Origin of the sequence: Bradyrhizobium ottawaense (genome assembly GCF_002278135.3) — a bacterium.
GTDB lineage: Bacteria > Pseudomonadota > Alphaproteobacteria > Rhizobiales > Xanthobacteraceae > Bradyrhizobium > Bradyrhizobium ottawaense.
Map to the genome: position 1 here is coordinate 7,008,479 of NZ_CP029425.2, position 21,225 is coordinate 7,029,703.

Annotated in this window: 13 protein-coding genes and 1 riboswitch; of the genes, 6 read left to right on the forward strand and 7 right to left on the reverse strand. The window is 57.3% G+C overall.

Features of this window, described 5'->3' with window-relative positions; translation table 11 throughout:
• Nucleotides 1–974 precede the first annotated feature (974 nt).
• The 6 genes from CIT37_RS33025 to metE all read right to left on the reverse strand — a co-directional run bounded on the left by CIT37_RS33025 (nt 975) and on the right by metE (nt 10,492).
• On the reverse strand, nt 975–1,268 hold the full coding sequence (locus CIT37_RS33025; RefSeq protein ID WP_272481446.1) for a hypothetical protein: 294 nt from the start codon (nt 1,266–1,268) through the stop codon (nt 975–977).
• Nucleotides 1,269–1,553: 285 nt separating this feature from the next.
• A complete protein-coding gene (locus tag CIT37_RS33030) occupies nt 1,554–1,739 on the reverse strand; it encodes a hypothetical protein (RefSeq protein ID WP_076829490.1) in 186 nt (61 codons plus the stop codon).
• Between the two features lie 276 nt (nt 1,740–2,015).
• Nucleotides 2,016–3,284, reverse strand: coding sequence for an IS256 family transposase (locus CIT37_RS33035; RefSeq protein WP_035716818.1), 1,269 nt, complete (start codon nt 3,282–3,284; stop codon nt 2,016–2,018).
• Between the two features lie 2,332 nt (nt 3,285–5,616).
• Nucleotides 5,617–5,739, reverse strand: a complete 123-nt coding sequence (locus CIT37_RS33040; RefSeq protein WP_256379475.1) for a hypothetical protein — start codon at nt 5,737–5,739, stop codon at nt 5,617–5,619.
• A gap of 157 nt (nt 5,740–5,896) precedes the next feature.
• Nucleotides 5,897–6,103, reverse strand: coding sequence for a hypothetical protein (locus CIT37_RS33045; RefSeq protein ID WP_026312600.1), 207 nt, complete (start codon nt 6,101–6,103; stop codon nt 5,897–5,899).
• 2,043 nt (nt 6,104–8,146) lie between these two features.
• A complete protein-coding gene (gene metE / locus CIT37_RS33050) occupies nt 8,147–10,492 on the reverse strand; it encodes a 5-methyltetrahydropteroyltriglutamate--homocysteine S-methyltransferase (protein WP_028144317.1) in 2,346 nt (781 codons plus the stop codon).
• 101 nt (nt 10,493–10,593) lie between these two features.
• A riboswitch (cobalamin riboswitch) is annotated at nt 10,594–10,795 on the reverse strand.
• Between the two features lie 1,008 nt (nt 10,796–11,803).
• Between metE and CIT37_RS33055 the strand changes: the two genes are divergently transcribed.
• The 5 genes from CIT37_RS33055 to CIT37_RS33075 all read left to right on the forward strand — a co-directional run bounded on the left by CIT37_RS33055 (nt 11,804) and on the right by CIT37_RS33075 (nt 18,234).
• Complete coding sequence (locus CIT37_RS33055) at nt 11,804–12,529, forward strand: nodulate formation efficiency C protein (RefSeq protein WP_224516888.1); 726 nt, start codon at nt 11,804–11,806, stop codon at nt 12,527–12,529.
• Nucleotides 12,530–13,083: 554 nt separating this feature from the next.
• The gene (locus CIT37_RS33060) at nt 13,084–13,434 is read left to right on the forward strand and encodes a hypothetical protein (RefSeq protein WP_145643067.1); all 351 of its coding nucleotides are present in this window, start codon (nt 13,084–13,086) and stop codon (nt 13,432–13,434) included.
• A gap of 220 nt (nt 13,435–13,654) precedes the next feature.
• The gene (locus CIT37_RS33065) at nt 13,655–14,371 is read left to right on the forward strand and encodes a thermonuclease family protein (RefSeq protein WP_342291666.1); all 717 of its coding nucleotides are present in this window, start codon (nt 13,655–13,657) and stop codon (nt 14,369–14,371) included.
• Between the two features lie 8 nt (nt 14,372–14,379).
• A complete protein-coding gene (locus tag CIT37_RS33070; protein WP_028144320.1) occupies nt 14,380–15,123 on the forward strand; it encodes a carbonic anhydrase in 744 nt (247 codons plus the stop codon).
• A 1,944-nt stretch (nt 15,124–17,067) separates the two neighbouring features.
• Nucleotides 17,068–18,234 carry a flavin-dependent monooxygenase gene (locus CIT37_RS33075; RefSeq protein WP_174719440.1) on the forward strand — a complete coding sequence of 389 codons (1,167 nt, stop codon included), beginning with the start codon at nt 17,068–17,070 and terminating at the stop codon, nt 18,232–18,234.
• A 1,021-nt stretch (nt 18,235–19,255) separates the two neighbouring features.
• On the opposite strand, the gene CIT37_RS33080 is transcribed toward CIT37_RS33075, so the two are convergent.
• Nucleotides 19,256–19,903 carry an FkbM family methyltransferase gene (locus CIT37_RS33080; RefSeq protein ID WP_028144322.1) on the reverse strand — a complete coding sequence of 216 codons (648 nt, stop codon included), beginning with the start codon at nt 19,901–19,903 and terminating at the stop codon, nt 19,256–19,258.
• A gap of 949 nt (nt 19,904–20,852) precedes the next feature.
• On the opposite strand from CIT37_RS33080, the gene CIT37_RS33085 reads away from it, so the two are divergent.
• Nucleotides 20,853–21,167, forward strand: a complete 315-nt coding sequence (locus CIT37_RS33085; RefSeq protein WP_011084856.1) for a co-chaperone GroES — start codon at nt 20,853–20,855, stop codon at nt 21,165–21,167.
• Nucleotides 21,168–21,225: the final 58 nt, after the last annotated feature.

Sequence of the window (21,225 nt, forward strand, 5' to 3'; positions counted from 1 at the left end):
ATTTGGATCGAGCGTGAGTATTCCGCGTGCGAGCGCGATTCTGCGGCGAAATGACGGGATCGTTCCGTTTACGTGCGATCCGGGCCAAAGAGCCATATGGAGGTACGGAGCTTCTACGCAGTCCCCGCGAGATCCTACTGGACGCTGTGCATGACGGTTTACACCTTCTGCCATAGCTGTTGTGTCACGTCCTTGCGCTCGCATGGAGCGGCCTTGGCAGCCTGCGCCGAGCCACACTTGATGGCGATCCAGCGATCTTGGATGCTGGGCGAGCAAGAATCAGTTCGACACCTTTCGGCGAGCGGCCGTGTGACTCCGCATGTCGCCTCGATTTGCTGGGAGTACGTCGAGCCAGGTCCAATTAAGTTGCGCGCATTTATCTTGGAAGCGATTCCTGGGCTTTCAGCATCTCAGTTACTTAACGCCGCTTCGCCGCGGGACGTCTCACCGAGCGATCGTGGCGGCGGTGAGCGTGCGGCTTTACGGCGGTTCCAACGCGTGGGCGGCGAGCAGGATTTGCCGGCATCCCAGCGCTCGGTGCGCACAACTACCTCGCCGATGAGGCACTCTGGTTGGACGACAGTCGCACTTCGTACTTGTTCTGCTCTCTCCTCTGCAGGCCGGCTCGTTGATGCGAGCTCGCGTCCGACATGGTCTACGGGCGCGGTCGAGCACGCCAGCGGTTGACCAGAGCGGATCATCAAGTGATCACTCTTTGTCGCTTGCTAAGTATGAGCTCCGCTTCCTTTTCGGCTACGCCCATGGCTGCCTTCATGGCGATCAACCAGGAAAGGCGGAACGAAGCATGACCCGAACACGCGGCGGGGCTTCGTAGCTCAGGATGGCGCATGCTCGTGACAGAGTTGCCTCGCGATGCGAAGGTGCGGGCGTACGCCGAAGGTGTTCGCCGACGAGCGGGGGCCAAAAGGAAGCAAGTTTGCCAGACGGCACCATCGCCACAAGCATTCAGCATCTTAGGAGATGCTGAGGATCTGCTCAAGCCGCGCGACCTCCCCTCGCAACATCTCGATAGACACGTCTCGGTTCTCCGAAATGTTCAAAGCAGTGTGGACCGGCTCTCCAGCGTGAGATGAGCCGGGCAATCCTCCCGCATTGGTACTTCGCATATCCCACCAGGTGCGGAATATACGGCGATAGAGTTCAGTTACCTCCCGTCCCCTGTCTAGAACACCGGCTTTCTGGGCATGCAGCAGTTCCTGCTCATATCCGAGTTCCAGCAAAAGCTCGGCACCGACCAGATCGGTCACGGTTTGCATCTCCTCGAACGTTCATGTGGAAGATCCTTGGTAGGGCTACGAGCAAAACAATGTGTTCAATGCCGATTATGAATCACGACCGGACATAACCTTTGAGACCAACACTTTCTAACAAAGCCCATCAATGAGGATGCTGGAGGCCCACCGCCACATTGAAACGCCATCCAAAAAACCCCCTCAGCGCGGATCGGCAAAGCCAATTTGCTACAGAACCTTCTATGGCACTGAGGGCGGCCTGCGAGCCGCCCTACCGTGCAAGTACCAGCGCGGCCCAAGCTATCGCTGATGTCCGAGTCCGATTCCAAGATTCAAGGCCTTCTGGCGAAGCGCACCGACACTGCGTTTGGTCATCTTTGCTATTTTTATCACGGGGGTCCTGGCCTTCGAGTGGACTTTGAGCTCCTTGATATCTGCCTTCGTCCATTCGCGCCGCTTAACGCGTTTCTTGGTTGCTTTCTTCACGATGAATGCTCCTTCTTAGGGGAGCGGCTTGTAACATAGTTTTTTCGGCGCGACGACCGTAAAAAATTAGACAAATATTATACGGAATCGCGCCAGGTATAATCTTGGGCATGTCTTCCGAAGCGAGGTGTCTGCACTGTTGCAGCTGCGCAATTGTAAACTTCATACGCACGTCGCGTTCTGATAGCGTTCCAATCGACGCCTTTATATGCGGAGCTAAACAACCAACACGCTCTCGAATAAGCGAGCTATGCGGGATTTTGGGTGACGAGGCGATCAGGCGGCGTGGTTTTCCGGCACTTGGATGACCTCGATGCCGTTTTCGAATCTGACACCTGCGATGACCTTCGGCAACTGATTTGTGCCTTTCAGCCGCCGCCAGGTCTTTGATGCGGCGCAGAGCAGCTTGAACACCATCAACTTGGCAGTCGTTGACGATAACGAACCTTTCGTGCGCACCGTTCTGTGCCGGACCGTCGCGAACACGCTTTCGATGGGATTCGTCGTCCGCAAGTGGTCCCAATGCTCGGCGGGGAATTCGTAGAACGCAAGCATTGCGTCGCGATCTTTCGTCAGGCACTCGACCGCCTTGTCGTACTTCGCTCCGTATTTCTCGGCAAAGACATCGATCGCCACTTCGGCCGAAGCTCGGTTGGACGCCAAATAGACCTCGCGCAGATCCTTCTTCATGCTGGCCTGTACCGACACTGCGACTTTGTTCAAGATATTCGCGGTTTTGTGCACCCAGCACCGCTGATGTCGCGTGGCGGGAAAGACCTCGTCGAGCGCCTTCCAGAAGCCGAGCGCGCCGTCACCGACGGCGATTTCCGGGGCGATCTTCAGCCCACGGGTTTTCGCCTCGACGAGCAGTTCGTGCCAGCTCTGCGTGCTCTCGCGCACGCCGACCTGGAAGCCGATGAGTTCCTTCTTGCCTTCCGGCGTCGCGCCGATCAGCACCAGCATGCATTCGCTGTGGTCTTCCATGCGAGCCTGCAGGAAGACGCCGTCCGCCCACACGTATACGTACCGGCGCGCCGACAGATCGCGCTTCTGCCAACGCTCGTACTCGAGCTGCCACTCCGTCGTCAGTCTGGAAACCACCGCCGGAGAAAGATTCGGCGCATCCTTGCCCAGGAGCGCCGCCAGCGCCTCCTGGAAGTCGCCCGTCGAGATGCCTCGCAGGTACAGAACCGGCAAAAGTGCATCCAAGCTCTTCGTGCGCCGTGCCCACAACGGCAGGATCGCCGAGGTGAAGCGGATCCGCTCGCCATCGCTGGTCACCGCGCGATCGCGAATCTTTACCCGGGCGACTTCGACGGCGCCGATCCCCGTCTGGATCGTCCGCACTGGACCATGGCCGTGCCGCACGAGGCGGTCGCGGCCATCGGGAAGCTTCAAGCCCTTCATCGCGGCGAGAAACGCCTCGGCTTCCATCTCGACAGCCTGCGCAAGCAGCTGCCGAGCACCAGATCGCAAAATATTCGTCAGTGGATCGTCGATCTCATCGGGCTGACGCAGTGGGACAATGTTGCTATGCTCGTTCATGGCGTATCGCTCTCCTTGAGGTTCTGGCAGGCTCGACACCCGCCTCGATACGCCGCCTATCTCATTCCGTCATCACCCAGTTTCCCGCATAGCTCCGAATAAGCGAGCCAAATCGCAATAGAGATGAACGGATCCCACTAAGGAGGTGCGGACAGAGAACGGAAGGATGTTGTGTTTCAGCCTCCGCGATATTGCTAAGAGAGAGGTGGCTGACGAGAATGATCACAAGGCCCGCTCAGCTTTGATCACGCGCTCTTTGTCAAGTTCGCTTCTTGACGTATTCAACTCGCGCAAAGAGCGCCGCCGCTTGATGGCCTCGACTGAAGTGGTAGGTTATTGGTGAAGTTCACGCGCGCCGACCTCACATCCAAAATGCTGATATGTCGAGCTCGTTCTCCGCGTGCAGCCCACTGCCAGTGATGCCCTCAATTCCAGTGCAAGATCATCATGCCAACTTTTCGGGATAAGAAATTTGCTGAAAATCCAGCACGACTGGCGTCCACCGCCGATCAGGACACCACAGGCGGTAGAACGCTTAAAGACGGGCAGAGACCCTCGTCGGCTACCTTCGCCAACCAACACATGGGTTCTTGGCCCTGTTCCCGCATCTGACCCGGATGCCTTCCGGGAAATCAGTTTAGCCGACCGTCTCGACGACACTGATGTGCACGAAGAGGCCAAATCCTTCGTCCCTCAGGTCAATATCTTCGGTCGCGTTTAACGACTCCACAACACTGATTACAACATTACAACGACACTGTTTCTAGATTGAACTTCGCGATCCAGTCGAACTACATCACCACCAGCAAGGGTTTAAGCGGCTGTCCTCCACGTCGAAATCGGTTTACGTGGGCTCAACCGCATGCCGTGGGACGCTTTCTGCCCGCGTTCGCTTCCAGCCGAGAAAACAAAGGGAGCGGCACCTCAGCTTTCGGCTCTTGCGCGAACTCTCGCTCAACCTGCGCCTGCATAGTACCCCGATCTAAGTTTTCGAGCGCCTCAAGCTATTCTCTTCCCTCCTCGGTGATAATCCAGCACCCGGCCTTCCGCTCGATCAGCTTTTGGCCGAAAACATCGAGTTGGGGCGCGCGGCTCGCAGTCCGCTTCATACGACCCGTCCACTCCGGGCCGCTGCTACAATAGATAGCCAAATGCTGCTTAACGACTTCGATACTCGCCAGACCGTGCGGCTGGCCGGCAAGTCTCTTCAGTATCGACAACTGAAAACTCGCGCACGCCATCGACTTAAGGAACCCATATTACATATTTTGAGGTAAGCTCCAGAGCTGCGAGCCGCTTTTCAAAAGAGAGCTTCCTCCTAAATCCGATTGCACGACACCCGCCTGCCGTCGCCGCGGTAAGCAACGCTTTCGACTGCATCCCGCCAAGAATCTTCCGAAGAACGGTTCAGCATTAGATAGCTGCGTTGACTAGGAGCGTGAGGTGGTCTTGACTGCCGACTTCGACCGACTTGAGATCAAACGACGTCGGTAGTAGCCACGCCGTTGTACATCCTGATGAATGACATCGCTCACCGAACGAACCGCCCGCTTCTTTCGTTTCCAATTCCCGCCCAATTCCGCGGGGATCGCAAAGCCTCTCGGCACGACCAAAAGATCGTTTCTTTGGTTCAAATAGATATCGAACATGTGGTGGCTCTTTTTTGCACAAGCGTAGATCGGCTGTCATCGAAGCAACAGTTGCCTTTAAGTCACTGGACGATCAAATGACATTCAAAAGCTCCCGTCCTGATACGGGAAGACGGTCACGTGCACAATGGTGCCGCCAGATGTGAGCGTGTGCACGTCCCGACTTACGGCGCACGGAGAGGGCACCCGACAATGTCCACTTCAAACGAGGCGGAGAGTCTATCTAGGTGGCCACTCCGAGCGGATCTTAAGATTGCCATAAAAGAATAGATCGAAAGAGAGTTCGCGATCGTGAGCCGCATAATTGGTGGCCGTACCCGCTACGACTTCCTTCAATCTCGACCACTCATCGTACGAATTCAAGGTCACGCTTACCTCCTAGCAGCGAGATCGTCTGTTCTCTACCCACTGGGATGATCCCGCTTTGGCCGGCTGGTCAGATGCGCTCTACACCATTGCCGGATAGGTGCTCTACACCACGAATTCAACCTATCTGCCCTGAGGTTCGCCACGGCGGATAACGTATTTGCCGTCCCTTCGGGATTCCATATACGGCTGCCGGCGGCGTAGCGCAAATTGTACAATTGGAACGCTTGCCACAGTAAGGCTACCGCACGGAGTGGCAGCGGGCGGAAGTAAGGCTGATCCGGAGCACCGCTGCCAAGGTTCGAAGTGGACGCCGGTCACTGTAAAAGGGCAAAGTCTCGTCCGATCGAAACGCGGACGCCGGACACAATGTCGTAGGCATGCTCGACGAACACGTCGTCGCGCCCGACGCCATAGCCGCCCATGCAGATGAATGCCATGACTGGCGAGGACGCCGGTGAATGTCACGGGCGTGAACTGAGAGCATTGGCCGGTGTTGAAGACCTTAAACTTCCGTGGGGGAAAGTGCGACGCCCTTGCTAACTCAGGAGAGCTCGTCCTCACGGAATGCTCGAAAGGCGATGTGGACGGATTGGCTCATGCAGGCGGTGTTCGAAGCTCCAAAACATCGGCGAAGATTGTCCAATCGCGGACTCGCCTTTGCCGGCAGAAATCGGTCTCCGCCTGCTGAGCTGCAGCACTCAGCGAGGCGGCATCGACCTTAAATGCTGCCTGGCACGCACGATGCTCGCCGCCGGCATCGTCGCAAACGATCTTCATAAACCGGACGCTAAATGAAGGCATGCCCCTCTCTTCGTGTGGTTTGCTTATCCACTATTCTGCCATTCGCGCGGGGAGTATTTGATTTGCCTCAAGGAGCATCCCAAGAGGTCTGTCCGATCCTCCGAAGATAGGCCGAAAGTCCGCCGTGAACTTTACGAGCTGTCCGCGATAGTCTTGTGAACGACTGCCGCAAGTGCAGGCTTATCGCGGGCTGATTTCTGCCATGCGCCGGCGGGCTACGCGCGCAAGCGATCGCTGGGCAATGACGCCGAGAACCCCGAACTTGCATCGGCGGTCCACCTGAAGACGCGATTGCAGAAGCCGATCATTACACTTGTCCTAGCCCACGTTTCGATAAGCCCGGTCCAGGACTTCAGCGCCAGAGCTTAAGGTCAGGATCAGCGCCGGCAAGGCTACCGAATGAAAGGCGAAGCATCAATGACCATCGGCGTGCACGGAGCAATGGCGAAAATGTTGTCTTAGCCATGGGCGTGAGTTGCGCCTCAAATCAAGGCGCTGGTCTGTTGCAGAGAACGCGAGGCGCTCGCTGAAGCGCGAGTTCGGAGCATGTCGACAGGCGTCTGCGGCTGGTAGCGGTCACGAGCCACCGATCCCGGACGCGCACAACTTTTTGACAAGCATCAATGCTGCAGCGGCTGCCTCTGATAGAAGTGGTCTTCTAGTAAGGTCAGACGCACGGCAGACAGAAATGCTTGACGCCCATGATGCTTTCATGCCCGGGTACCCGCGGCCGTTCCTAGGACTGCTGCCAGACGCAGCCGCAGCCGCGCGGCGAGCCAATGACCGGCCACATGATAAATTGCGCCGACTTGCGATGGCATCTACTTTATCGGCCTGCGGGACGGCCCTGCTATGCGCTCAGAGCGAAGCTACGCCCATCTAAATGCGCGCGTGAGGAAGGCCACCCACACACAACCAACACGATGACGCCGGAGGACAAGGAGATGTGTCTCACCAACAAAGGACGTGACATGACAGACGGCCGGACCATTTACCCTGCCCGGGCCGGATTACTGGAGCTGCAGTCCAGTAAAACTGGTGCAGCACATCTACAAATATCAATGGCCGAGGCCTTGAGCTGATCCAAATCAATTCGACAAAAGCTCAGATGTCGTTTCCTGGCGCAGATCCAAATATTTCAGTTCGCGAGCGGATCATGTTCCGTCACAACAGCGCAAAGCCGATATCCCTCCGCCGCGGCTGACGCGATCGAGACGCGGGTCGTCCGAACGATATCGGCGTCGGCCTGTCCGCGCAGAACCCAAGCGATGTGCGCAGTGTTAACAAGGTATCTGAATTTGTCACCCCGCAGCTATGAACACCGGCCAGGATCTAATGATCTGACATGGGAGCAGCTTGGAAAGGCGCCGCCCTTCGATCAGGATCTGGAGATTGCCGTGATCGAGGGTAATTCAATTCACCGGGTGGTCTTTCCTTGCCGCCGGATCTTCGGCGGATGGATCAACGCGAATACCGGAGAGCAAATCGCGGTGCGGCCGACGCATTGGCGTATGTGGCCCGGATAGCGCCGTTATCCCAAATGGATTGGTGTGAGTTGGGGTACGGACTGCCTTCGCCGTCCTCTCTTCTGAAACTATCTCGTGGATCGAATGAGGGAGCCTGACGGCATCTCCGAGCGGACCGAATCCGCGCCGAGTGCCTTGCGGTGTCCGTCAAGCATTAGTTTTCTCATTGCTGTCGCGGCCGTTGCCAACGTGCCCATGAGCGACAAATCTCGGCGTAAATTTCCAAATCTCAACCTATACGGCCGCGTACCACGGCATGATTAGCTGCAATACACTTCTGCTTACATGGGTTGCAGATTTTCGGCGAATGTTGTCGCCGTGATCGAGCAGCCGGCAATTCTACCCCGGCCAACGAAACTAGCGCAACGCGTCACCGTCTTTTCTCCGAGACCGTACCTTCCCCGGTCCACGAAGTGGACCGGGCATCATGTCGGCGGCAATGGTAGCCTCGATATTGTGGAAAGCGCAAATCACCACAACCGAATTAGCTTTGTTGAGAACAGACCGGAGCTCGGGATCAACCGATTTGCGGATCGGATGCAGCGCGCAGTTCGCGCGCGGCAGCGACCATGTTGGTGAGCGCCGGCCGAACCTCCTCCCATTTGCGCGTTTTTAGGCCGCAGTCCGGATTGACCCAAAGCTGCGAATCCTGCAAACGCGTCCGAGCTAGCACCATCAGCTCCTTCATTTCGCCCGTCTCGGGGACGCGTGGAGAGTGAATGTCGTACACGCCCGGTCCGATTTGATTTGGATATTCGTACTTCCTGAACGCATCCAGTAGCTCCATTTTCGATCGCGACGTCTCGATTGAAATGACATCCGCATCCATTGCAGCGATCGCACCGATGATGTCGTTAAACTCTGAGTAGCACATATGTGTATGGATTTGCGTTTGATCGGTAACGCCCGATGAGCAGAGGCGGAAGCAATCTCCGGCCCAATCGAGATATGCCTTCCAGTCCGACCGGCGCAATGGCAATCCTTCGCGGAGTGCAGCTTCGTCGATCTGTATTATGGCTGCACCGGCATTCTCGAGATCGCGGACTTCATCGCGCATCGCGAGCGCAAGCTGACGGCAGACCTCGCTTCTAGGAATATCATCGCGAACAAACGACCAGTTCAGGATCGTCACCGGTCCGGTCAACATCGCCTTCATCGGCTTACCAGTTAGTGATTGCGCGTAGCGCCACCATTCCACGGTGATCGGCTTCGGCCGCACTACATCGCCAAACAGGATCGGGGGCCTAACGCAGCGCGAACCATAGGACTGAACCCATCCGTTCCTTGTAAATGCGAAGCCGGCGAGTTGCTCGCTGAAGTACTGCACCATGTCATTACGCTCGAATTCGCCATGCACGAGGACGTCAAGACCGATGTCCTCCTGCCAACGTACGGCGCGGGCTATCTCCTCTTTGAGGAACCTGTCGTATTGCTCCTCGCTCATCGCACCTCGCGCATGCGCCGCGCGAGCATTTCGCACCGCTGCGGTCTGCGGAAACGATCCTATCGTCGTGGTAGGAAAAGCCGGCAGTCCAAAGCGTTCCCTTTGGATCTCGGAACGACGGGCAAACGGGGTGGCGCGCTGGCGCATCGTCTGATCGATCGCCCTCATTCGGACAGCGACGTTGGCATTATGGATCTTCGGCGAGGTCCGGCGGGCAGTCGCGGCGCATTCCGACTCGGCAAGAGCTAGCCCAACATTCTGGTCGCCTGCGAGTACCCGCGCCAGGATCGCAAGCTCACGCATCTTCTGAACCGAGAAAGCAAGCCAGCTCTTGACGTCGGACGCGAGCCCGGTCTCGAGTTCAACATCGACCGGCACGTGAAGCAGCGAGCAGGACGGAGCGAGCTGTACACGGTGCCTGCCAAGCTTCGCAATCGAGGGCTTCAGCCGCTGACGGAGCGACGGCAAGTTCGACCGCCACACATTGCGGCCGTCGATGACACCGAGCGACATGACGAGATCACTTCGGCCGTCAGCAATGATCTGATCCAATAGTTCTGGCGCTCGAACCAAATCGACGTGCAGACCGGAAATTGGCAGGCTCAAGGCAGTATCCAGATTGTCGCCTAGGGCGCCGAAATAGCTCGCAAGCATGATCTTGATAGCGGGTCCCTCCTTTGCGAACCGGTTATAGGCGTGCAGCAACGATTGTCGCGCCGCCTCATCCAGATCAAGGACCAGGCAGGGCTCATCAAACTGAACCCAACTTGCCCCTCGTTTGGCTAATTCATGCAGAAGGTCGATATAGACAGGTATCAGATCATCGAGGAGAGAGAGGGGCTGGAACGCGCTATCGGTACTCTTGCCGAGCTTTAAAAATGTGACCGGCCCGATCAGGACAGGGCGGGTCTGAAAGCCAAGAGCCCTGGCTTCCTCATACTCTTCGACGGGTTTGCGAGAGCACAGTCTGAACGCCTGTCCCCGGTAAAACTCGGGAACCATGTAGTGGTAGTTGGTATCGAACCACTTGGTCATTTCCTGCGCGGGCACGCCAGATCCCCGCGTACTCTGGTCGCAACTCGCATCCTGATCGCCGCATTGCGATCCGCGGGCCATGGCGAAGTACGTCTGGAGCGAAACGGATTCTCCGCTCGAGGCGTAGATCTCCGGGATGGCGCCAACCATGACACTTGTATCAAGCACCTGATCATACAGCGAGAAGTCGTTTGACGGAATGATCGTGACGCCGAGCGATTTTTGACGAGCCCAGTTCGCTGCGCGTAGGCCGGATGCGTCTTCGTACAACTGCTGTTCACTAATCTTTCCAGACCAGTAGCTTTCTAGAGCGAGCTTGAGCTCACGCCTTGGGCCGATGCGTGGCGTTCCGAGCGTAGCAACTGGAAGAGAGAGAGGAGACATCGCGTTAACCCCTGTTGGGGACAAAGGCCATGGCGGACGCAGGCAGGAGAAGTCGCGCGTGCGACGGCTGCTTGGCGTACCACCGAGACACCCCGCCCGTGGACCAATATATTGTCGGGGCCGGTCTCCTGGCTTGCTGGTCATCGCTGCTGTCCGGCCTTCCCGAAGCCGTGCAGGCTTCAGTGACATCGTTGGACAGCGGCTCGCCACTTACAGTTGCGGGGGCAGCGCCGGCATTTGCACCGGCTTCCCTCTTAGCTCCGGATCAATGGGAACCGGAGAACCTCGACGACTTGGATTATCGGCACGAGAACTCTTCCGTCAACCTCTCAGATTATGTGCAAGCTAATCTGCGACATCTGCTAGCCGAATGACCGTGCATCTCTGTGACTTACCACCATCCAGAAACATTCTCTAATCAGAGATGTCATAATCAGACATATCCTTCTCAGATACCGGAATAGCATCCGGAGCTGCCTTGAGGCGGAGCCGCACGCTAGATCGATGAAAGGGACAGAAGCAGCCTTCCGGCGGGAGTACCGACGTTTCTATCAGAATGCTTTCGATGCGGCCTTGCGATTTCCAGAGTTTCGCCCAGCACCTCGGCTAGCCAGCTATTCTCTCAACTAAAGGATCTGCAGCGAATAGGCCAAGGCACGTGGCGGAATTTAGCAACATACGAGGCGAGGGGTTGATTTGCGTGCCACCCAGACTTCAAAGCCGGGATCAAGCCGGCTTGGTGCCGCTGGCAATCATGCAGCTCGAACGCCGGCGGCACGATAGCGAACCACACAGCTCAATAGCGGCAAACGCACTTCCGTCCATCAGGCATCCGGCATCGAGGCGTTCAACTCTTCTGCTAAATATCCGGTGCGGGACAAGGATGCACAAGCTGCGGCGGATACACTGAATAGGAACACCGAAAACGTGCAAAGGTCAGAAAGTCGACAAGAGCGACACAAACTCTGTGAAAATTTCCGCCTATTGCCTGGCACGAAGAATGCAGACCCTCGGCATGCCCAGTCTCCTCCTGCTGGGCAGGTCCAGCTCAGCCAACTGACGCAGTCGCTGTCGGGGAAGTTAGCTGCGCATGACATACAGGGAGCGCCTGATCGCGCGGGACAGCCAGCGGGTGCCACGTCGCATCCCGTAAACTTCTTGCGATGGCTCATAGCAGGTTCGAGGTTGCCTGCTTTACAAGATGTTTGGATGAAACGCGATAGGCCGAGGGTTATGAAGAGAATGTCTGGAAGACCCGCGCTATGGCTTTGCTTGGTCGGATTTTTAATCTGCCTCGCCTGGCCGGCTGCCATGAGCAATAATATTCGGGCCAGCGACAGCCCCCTTGTCGAACGATTGAAGTCAACTTGGCGAGCGCAAGATGGTGAGACGATAGAACAAATTATCTCCAATGTCTCGAAGGTGGCACAGTTCGTGCCTCAAATGTGGGGCGTTATTGAACTTGGCCAAAACGACTTTATTTTCGTTTCGTGGACCAGACACCGGGACAACAAATCGGACGAACAGTACGTTATCACCTGGAAGATCGCCCTCGACGGCACGTTTGAACTTGCGTCGACTTATGCGAAGCCGATGGAATTGGGCTGGCGCGCCCTGGCGCTCTCCCTGATCGCCAGTGAAGTCGCAGATGGCGAAAGGGACGCAAATCTTCGCTTTCTGCATGATCCGGCCAACTTCAACTTCGTGGCCACCCCGCAAGGCCGGCTCGGCGATCTTCTGCGGCAGGGCCGCTGTACTATCATTGAACCAGTTGGAGTGGACTACTTACCGAAGCGGAATGGCAAACCGGCCGAGACGGGTGACGTGTGGCGCGTTCTGCTCTTGGTGAATTGTAGTATCCAAGGACCACGTTATTTTGCACACAACGGGGTCATCACTTTCGAAAAGAGAGAAGGACAGGATTGGGAGCCACAATCCTCCTTTGCCAAGCGCATCGCGAAATTTGCCCCTGGCTCCTGGTTCCAACGCACCGAGCCAAATGAAGAGGAAGACTTAGGAGAGCGAAGGCCCGAGTAAACTGCCGCAGAGCAACATCGCGCCGCAGTTCCTCCATGGCCCAGTGCCTCGGACCGACTGCAAGACATACGCGCTCGGCACTTGCTTTGTTTTAGCTTCCGCAACGGTCCGGGTGCCTTTCTCGCAGCAGTCCGGCCCGTCGCAAGAAGGTCGGCCGCGCGATTGCGTTTGTTCCGCCTAGTGTCAGCGGCGCGCACGAGCTTGCGAGATGTGGTTTTCCCGCCTTCACTCCAGCCGGTGTGAGGACACCACTGTGCGTGAGTATAGCAACGTCGAAGGCACCAGGAACTGGGTGTGAGACGAAACCGGCGAGGAAGTTACCGGGAGACGTTCACCGGTAGCGACCCGGCATACCGCTGAGCGCTTGCGCATTTCCGAGCGCGCAGGCCGGGAAGCTCAGGGGCCGTACGCAAGAAAACGTCGAGGACCAGACTGGCTCGACCCTAGCTTAGCTGGCACCCATTCGTCTGCATGTCATCGATCCAGATTTCGAAGCATGGAAAACGCCTGTTTAACTCTGCTCCACCTGCCCAGGTCGACATCAACGATCAATCTTGCCGGGCGTAAGAAGGTTAAGTTATGCGCGGGCGTCTACCCTGAACTCCATTGCGTCTTCTTCTAAATCGGCCAGAGAAAGCCAGACCGATCTTTTTCACATCTTTTCGTGTGAAGTGCGAAATTTCATTGCAGAACCGTTGGCAGCGGCCATTTTGCCGATGGAAACCGTCGCCAACCAGACCAAGGTTGATGCTCCACGCCTGACTCCAGCGCGAGCCAGCGCTTCATCGTCGGCCACTTTTTTTTGCAAAGACAACGTTCCGGGGTTCGGGTTTGTTCAGCATCGCCAGTTCGGCGCCGCCCGCGAGGATCTCCCCTCAGGTGGAGAGAGTAAAGCGCGGTCCTAGTGAGAGAGCCGCTGATGCTCGAAGAATAGCGCCGCACGCCCCAAAGAAATCACTTGATCCTTACGCAGCGTCAGGCCGTAGGTTCGCGTTCCGGCGAAGCCCTCATAAAGCGCGTCGGAAATGCCGGCGGAATAACGGACGTAACGCTGTCAAGCAGTCGAATGTATCGGCACCGTGTCGTGCGTGAAACGTGGATCAGGAGCGAAAGGTTGTTGTCGGGATGAAGAACCGCGGAATTATGTTCGCATTGCTCGCTCTCGTCACATCTCCGGTCTGCGCCGCGACGTTCAGCGGTGCTCCGCGCATCCTCGACGGCAATACGATCGAGATCGACAAAACCAACGTTCGGCTCTCAGGCATCGAAGCTCCTGAGACGGACCAGATTTGTCTCGACGTCGAGGGCCGGAAATGGGCCTGCGGCGTAGCTGCTCGCGACGAGCTTATCAAGCATTCAAATGGGCGAACCTGGGATTGTCATACCCAGAGAGTCGATGAGTACAGACGAGCCCTCGGTAACTGCTTCATCGAAGGCGAGAATGTGAACGTCTGGATGGTACGCTCGGGCTGGGCACTATCGACTGCTCCATCTCACGCTGTCTATGAGTTGGCGGCAAGCACAGCCCATACGGGACTGTGGTCGGGAGCGTTCATCGCTCCCTGGGACTGGCCTCGCCGCAATAAGGGCACGATTATCGTCGGCGCGTGGTCGGTTCCGATCGACGCGCAGGAAGTACTGCTCGGATCCGTCCTGCTGTCGGAACCGCCGTCCCCCGAGTGCCTGATAAAAGGCACTGTCGAGCGCAGCGGCGAGCGGATCTATCACCTGCCAGGGCAAGCCAGCTACGAACTAATCGACATGACGAAGAAGCGTAGCGAACGCTGGTTTTGTAGCGAAGCGGAAGCCGAAGCCACCGGGTGGCGTAAGGCCGTGCGTTGAGGCGACACATGCATGCAGCCAATTCTCCAAATATGTACCATTTAACCAGGACCGCGCGTTCGCGCCGTTCGCTGTTGTTGTTTGCTGCGTCGACAGTTTTCCTGCGATTCGGCAATAAGATCGCCGATGCGAAGGAAGCAAAAAGCACGCCCAAGCCAGATAACCTGCTGTCGCCAGATGCTGCCCTGAAGCGGCTGCTGATGGGAAACGAACGTTATGTCCAGGGTGCATCACGAGCCGACGATCTTAGGCGCGAGCGTTCGGCTTTGGTCGAAGGCCAAAATCCATATGCGGCGGTTCTGAGCTGCGCCGACTCTCGCGTGGCGCCCGAATTTGTGTTCGACAGCGGGCTAGGTGATTTGTTTGTCTGCCGCGTCGCCGGCAACTTCGCTAATGATGATACACTCGCCAGTATGGAATATGCGGTCGCAGTACTGAACACGCCGCTAATCCTCGTACTAGGCCACGATCATTGCGGCGCGATAGACGCTACGATCAAGTCGCTCCATCAAGATAAGCCGCCGCCAGGGCACATTTCAGCCCTGGTGACCGCACTTGCTCCCGCCGTGAACGCATCTCTAGGGCAGGCCGGCGATACATCCGCCCGCGCAACCCGAAACAATGTGATCGACAATGTCAACAAACTCAGATCGACGGGCCCTATTCTGAAGGCTGCAGTCGAGCAGAACCGGCTGAAAGTCGTCGGGGCCCTGTATCGGATCGACAACGGTAAGGTCGATATTGTCAGCTGACACTAGCACATTCACACCCGAGGCAAATCATCTGCCGTGCGATACGGCCCTTCCGCTCCGCTGTTTGGTCCATCGTCTGCGACAAATGCCCCGGATACCATCCGCTCCACAATAAATGATCAACTCGGGAAGTGCTTCGGTATGCGTGGCGTCTTGATTCTGCTCATGTTCTACGTACTCATGCTAGCAACACGCGGCGAGCATCAAAAAACGCACCTAACGCGTCCGACAGCGTTCATGCCTCCATATTGAGTTGCAAACCCAATAGCGTGGTTCCGGCAGCAGATCGCGATAAAGCGCATTGCCTGGCTGTGAACTCCAGAGCCGGCGACGATCCTGAGATCTTCTGGCTCCGATCGAGCACGCCATGAATGGTGTTGCTTTATCACCAAGCTCAGCCAGGGCTGCAGATCACATAGAACAACCAGCAGGACTGGCCGCCCGGTCTGTAAACGAACATGCCACCCGCGCCAGTAGGCCAGCCGCATCCATCATTCGTTAGATAGTCTCGTTCGCCGCCAAGGGACCCGGCCCGCAATGATGATGCCGTTGAAAGCATGGTTGTTTTCACCACGATCTCGCATGCACTGCCTGATATTGCGCACAATCGCACGACCCGCCCACTTGCACAATTTACTATCCGTCCTCCATAACGAGGTCGATACGAGACGAAACTGGCAGCTTGCAGATTGCATAGTGTGTACGCGAAGCCCATCAGGTTGTTAGTTGCTGCGGACACAGTAAATTGTGCCAGATTTGTCAGCCCAGGCGAATACCAGAACAATGATTCAAGTGTTGCGCACCGTCTGCCAGCCAGAAATCATCTGGCAACCGATCGACTTGGCAAGCAAGCTCTTCAACCACGGCGTCGCTCAGTAGGAAACAGAAGACTAGCTTCAGAACGTGGATCCCTCATCAGTTGCAACGCTCGTAGTGCGGGCATGCTGCGCGAATTTGGCAAGCTCGGCCAAAATCGGAAGCATTGGAAAACCGCCGAAGATGGAGGCGCCGGCGGCTGCAAAAGGGGTCGACAGGTCAGAATTCTGCCCGAATTTCTTGAGTCCTGTAGGACAGAAGGTAGACAGCTCGTGTGCTGCAACGAGCCTCCTAAGCTCCCCGGGGCCTCTTCGAAGCGCCTTGTCTTTGCTTGCATGAGCCGGGTACTCTTGCAGTCACCTCGAACAGATTTGATCGCGTAATTCAGCGTCTTGAGCTCCGTGCGTTTGCTGAACACCAGCTGTCTGGAGGTCCGCTTCTAACCAGGCGCTCACCCGCAGTCGCACGAACGGCTATTGGGCTGTTGGTGGCATCGGGAGATCGGAGCGGGTGCTAATTTTGGCATTAACGTTGAATCTGGCCGGTCGGCGAACGAGGTCCGCTTCTGTCGTTTTGCTTGCGGTTTGTTGAGTCAATGACATTGGCGGAAAGTATACACGAAATTCACGAGCATGTGCTGGCACCGCGCGGCGGAATGATCTCGCGAGATTCGGACAAGGCCGGCAGACATGCTTAATGGCACGCCGATTGCTGGAACGATGAAAACTAAGTCGCAGGCTTGAGCGCTCTCCCGAGCATAACTCAGGAACTCCACACTTGGTTCGACCCGGCTTGTCCGACGTGTGAGCACACGTCCATGGAGAGGACATGACATCGCATGCCCCGATCAACCGCCGGAGACCCAGTCCGGCAACGACGGCCGATATCGCGCCGCCGCCTACCGGCTGTTTTGCCGGCCAGCCTCCATGCAACGGCAACAGCTCCATCTCAGTCTAGCTTCCCGGCCCGTAAATTGGGAAGCTACCGTGCGCAATCACATGCAAGCGATATCAACTGCGACAACTCTGAGAATGTCCTCCCGCCGGTATGGTATCACCCAGTTTCGCCCCGTGCGCAGTCCATGAATGACGCGCGACCATGATCGGCACAAGACGCGGAGGACGATTTATGAACGCTTCACCCGAAAAGCAATGTCCCGAATCCCACACCGCGGCTGCGACCTGGGATAATCTGTCGCCGCTACTTGTCGAGATCCGTGCGCGTCGCAACGAGTTTGGCCCCGCGCAGGAAATTCCAAAAGAGATCATCGACGGCTTCAGGCGCATCGGCATCTATCGGGCTATGGTCGCGAAGCGATTCGGCGGCGAGGAGCGAACACCAGCCGAATTTTGCCGCCAGATCGAGCGCATCTCCCAGGCCGACGGATCCGCCGGTTGGGTCGCCAGCTTCGGGGATGGAGCTCGCTACCTCGCTGCTCTTCCGGACGACACGCTTCGAAAAGTGTACGCCAATGGACCTGACGTCGTATTGGCGGGTGCGCTCTTCCCGCTCCAGCCCGCCAGGCGATGCGCCGACGGATTTGTCGTGAACGGCGTGTGGCCATTCGCTAGCGGCTCGCCCGGGGCGGATTTGATAGGAGTTGGTATAACACTGGAAGACGATCCGGCCGGAGACCTCCCGCGTGTAGCGGTGATTCCGGCAGAGAAGGTTACAATCCGGCCCAATTGGGACGTCATCGGACTGCGAGGCACCGGAAGCCACGACGTTGTCGTCAGCGACGTCATTGTGCCAGAGCAATGGACCTTGATCCGCGGCGGTCCGGTGACACTTGATGGGCCGATCTATCGTTATCCGTCCGTCGCTTTCGCTGCGCAAGCGCATGCGATCGTCGGCATCGGGATTGCGCGAGCCGCAATAGACGAGGTGATCGCCATGGCCGGAAGCCGCGCCTCGATCACTGGAGCGCCCGTGATGGCTCAGCGCGGCTATGTCCAACTTGAAATCGCCAAAGCCGAATCCATGCTACGTTCCGCTCGTTCCTTCTTTTACGAGGCCACGGAAGAGCTGTGGAAGCAAGCGCTCACGGGCGAGGTAAATCTGAGCACCACGATGCAAGTGCGGCTCGCCGCGACGAACGCCGCGCGGCAGGGCGCTGAGGTCTGCAGGATCTCGAGCGGTCTTGCTGGAACTGAGGCGCTCTATACCAGCAGCAATCTAGCACGCGCCATGTGCGACAGCTTCGTGGTTGCCCAGCACGCAGCTTTAAACGAGGGAACGCTTCAGAGTGCTGGCCTCGCCCTGCTCGGAACTGCAATACAGCCCGGCTTTCCATGAAGTAAGGGGATCAGGCGCGGGCAACAGGCCACGCGAATGGATTACCGGACCGGCGTCATGATGTGGTCTGCTGCTGAGGACGTGGCGACCTTGTTTCAATGTGAACAAAGACACTACTGGGCTCTCCCTCCTTCAAAACGAAACCTCGTATCCTGGACCATTCGTTCGTCATCCAAACACGGCGATGTTTTTTGAGCCTCTACGCCCCTGCCCGATCATTGACGTGCCGAGCGGGATCTACCTGAATTTCTGCGCAACGGCTCGCGGTTCAACCGACGAACTTTCCAAATCACCGAGCGACGGGGCTCGACTCTCGCGGGCTGTGCCGCCTGGGCGCACGGTGCAGCACTGCACGGCGCAATATCCTGGCACTCGACCTTGCCGCTTATCGATGCGGCACGCCGACACTGGCAAGGGCAGTACGACATTGATGTGAAGCGTACCGTGCACCTCCATCGGAATGATGGATCAATCTGGCTCTTGGCCGCTGCTGGCGGATCGGCATCGACGGCGCGGAAGAGACGCTGCGGCCGCATGAGATCGCGCATCGCCTAACCGGCCATCTTCCGGCTGAAGAGACCCATGTCAGCCCTCCAATACAGCCAGCCCTCTGCCGTTGGGATGGAGTGACATTAGCAAGCTAGACCCGGTTTGGGGCGCGCCGACGAGGCCGCGCGATGGATTGGCGTGATCGGCAGTAGATCCTGGCGACTGCCGGTAGAGCGGAACCGACGAAGCGGCGTCATGAATGTGCGAACGCCTTGCTGCTACATCGGCTGTCCGATCGCCACGGCAGCGCCACGGCGCCACGGCCTTAGCTCCTCAGGATCGGATGGACCCGCTGACTGCCATGGCGCTGGCCGCACCCTACGGACCGGCTGGCGCTCACGCCGGCCCGAAACCGCACACCAATCGGGCAACGATAGCCGCCCGCCTTGACGATCACCGTTGTGCGGGTGCGGCCATCACAGAGTCCGTTGATCAGGCGCGGCATGAATGAGACGCTAGATATGAGTAGCTGCTAGACACGCGTATTCCTGAGCAATACATCACCTTCCACTGCGCGCGGATAGTGAGCCGCCACTTCAAATGATGGCAATAAGCTAAGAATGGCTTGCAGGCTCAACTGCCCTTCGTAGAGCTCGCGATCACTATATTCGGTGTAGATAAAGCGCGTGTTGCTCAAGGTCCGCATACCGCCGGCGATAACGTCGGCTTCGGCTCCCTGAACGTCCATCCAGATGAAATCGACTCCGTCCAATTTGGCTTCGCTGCACCAGTCGTCAAGCCGCCGTGTTTCAACCGAGACAGGCCGATCAAACCGGACCCAATCATACTCGGTAAGATGATTCTTTGGGCGGCGTATTGAACCGGACAGGTCCCAATCTTTCGCATCCCCATCTGCATTACTCGGATGGAAGTCGATCGTCCCGTTTCGGTCACTGATGGCAATTTCTAGCAGCTTCACCTTATTGAGGGATGGACCGAGCTTCTTCTTGAAGCGCGCGATCGCTCGGGGGTCCGGCTCAAAGCAGTAAAGCTCGGGTTGCGGGCACAGCTCGAGGAACTTTTGCGTATCAGTCCCATCATTGCAGCCAATATCCAGGATGACCGGATTCGGCTTCTGCAGAAGTGAGACGATGTGCTGATGTACTTCTACGGACGACACAGATGCTCTTCCATGGTGCGCGGAGATCGGATGAATTTTGACTTGGAAGTCGATCACACGCCGGAAGCAGCTGCACAACGTATATCAAGGTATATTGCTCTTAAATCCGCCAATCCCTTCGATCCTCGACAGCTGTTTGGATGCCATCGACATCAAAAGGAGGGAGTCTATCGAGCACCTCGCGATGCAATTCTCGACCCTATCGCCGGAAAATGCGGCCTCAGTGAGTCAGATCGCCGTCTTGGCTTTTTGCCAGCCGAAAGAACGCCTTGGTTCAAGCGCCACCTGCCGGATATGATTTATGGCACGTGCCGAGCAGAGTGGCCCCTCGTGCATAGCAACAGCCCCTCATCTCGATGACAATTGCGCAAAAATGCGCGCTCTCGGCTCATGGCCGCCATCTCAGATAGTAGCTCCCGGCACTCTCTTCCTCGGAAACGCAGGCGAGGAACGCAACCGTGAAAGCACAGCGGTACGCGATGTCCGGCGCAATCAAGCTTTCGCGGCGCGTGCAAATTTCTTCAAGTGCTGCCGGCACGATGACCAGGGTGAATTCAATAGGGTTTGAGCGCCGCCGCTGGACACCGCTTGTGGACCGCACGCTTTGTCCGCCACAGCTGCTAGATGGTGCCGTCAGGCGATCACGTGCAATGCCGGCACCGCCGCCAACACGCGCAGTCTTTCGAACTGTCCAACGGCCCCCGGAGCAGCGTTGAAGTGTTCCCGGGATCAAAGCAGTATTCGAAGAAACGCAATGTCATTTTCACGACAGCGGGCGGGCTGGTGCACCTCTACGCGTTTGCTTCTGGACAACACACGCGCAGCCGCTGAATGCTTCAGCGGAACTGGAAGGGCAGATCGCTTAGCGCATTTCTGGCCTGACTCTTGCTACGGGCTGCTTGTCACATTGTGCTTAACTCCAACTTGTTCAGACGCTCAGGAGACCTCTATGAAATTCCGTCCGCTTCACGACCGCGTCGTGGTCAAGCGTATCGACGCAGAAGAGAAGACCGCCGGCGGCATCATCATCCCCGACACAGCCAAAGAAAAGCCATCGCAGGGCGAAGTCATTGCAGTTGGCCCGGGCGGCCACGATGATAGCGGCAAGCTAATTCCGATCGACATCGAAGTCGGTGATCGCGTGCTGTTTGGCAAGTGGTCCGGCACCGAGGTCAAGATCGATGGGCAAGACCTGTTGATTATGAAGGAGAGCGACGTGATGGGTGTTCTCACCGATGTCTTCTCCAAGAAGAAAGCCGCCTAATTCACAGCAAAGCTCACCCCTCCTGAGGAGAGCCCATCGGGCGCGCCAAAGGATGACT

Bases quoted from the DNA above. Each gene is read 5' to 3' on its own strand.
- CIT37_RS33035 (WP_035716818.1), bottom strand. From the start codon at position 3,284: ATGAACGAGCATAGCAACATTGTCCCACTGCGTCAGCCCGATGAGATC.
- CIT37_RS33040 (WP_256379475.1), bottom strand. From the start codon at position 5,739: ATGGCATTCATCTGCATGGGCGGCTATGGCGTCGGGCGCGACGACGTG.
- CIT37_RS33045 (WP_026312600.1), bottom strand. From the start codon at position 6,103: ATGCCTTCATTTAGCGTCCGGTTTATGAAGATCGTTTGCGACGATGCC.
- metE (WP_028144317.1), bottom strand. From the start codon at position 10,492: ATGTCTCCTCTCTCTCTTCCAGTTGCTACGCTCGGAACGCCACGCATC.
- CIT37_RS33055 (WP_224516888.1), top strand. From the start codon at position 11,804: ATGAGCAATAATATTCGGGCCAGCGACAGCCCCCTTGTCGAACGATTG.
- CIT37_RS33065 (WP_342291666.1), top strand. From the start codon at position 13,655: ATGAAGAACCGCGGAATTATGTTCGCATTGCTCGCTCTCGTCACATCT.
- CIT37_RS33070 (WP_028144320.1), top strand. From the start codon at position 14,380: ATGCATGCAGCCAATTCTCCAAATATGTACCATTTAACCAGGACCGCG.
- CIT37_RS33075 (WP_174719440.1), top strand. From the start codon at position 17,068: ATGAACGCTTCACCCGAAAAGCAATGTCCCGAATCCCACACCGCGGCT.
- CIT37_RS33085 (WP_011084856.1), top strand. From the start codon at position 20,853: ATGAAATTCCGTCCGCTTCACGACCGCGTCGTGGTCAAGCGTATCGAC.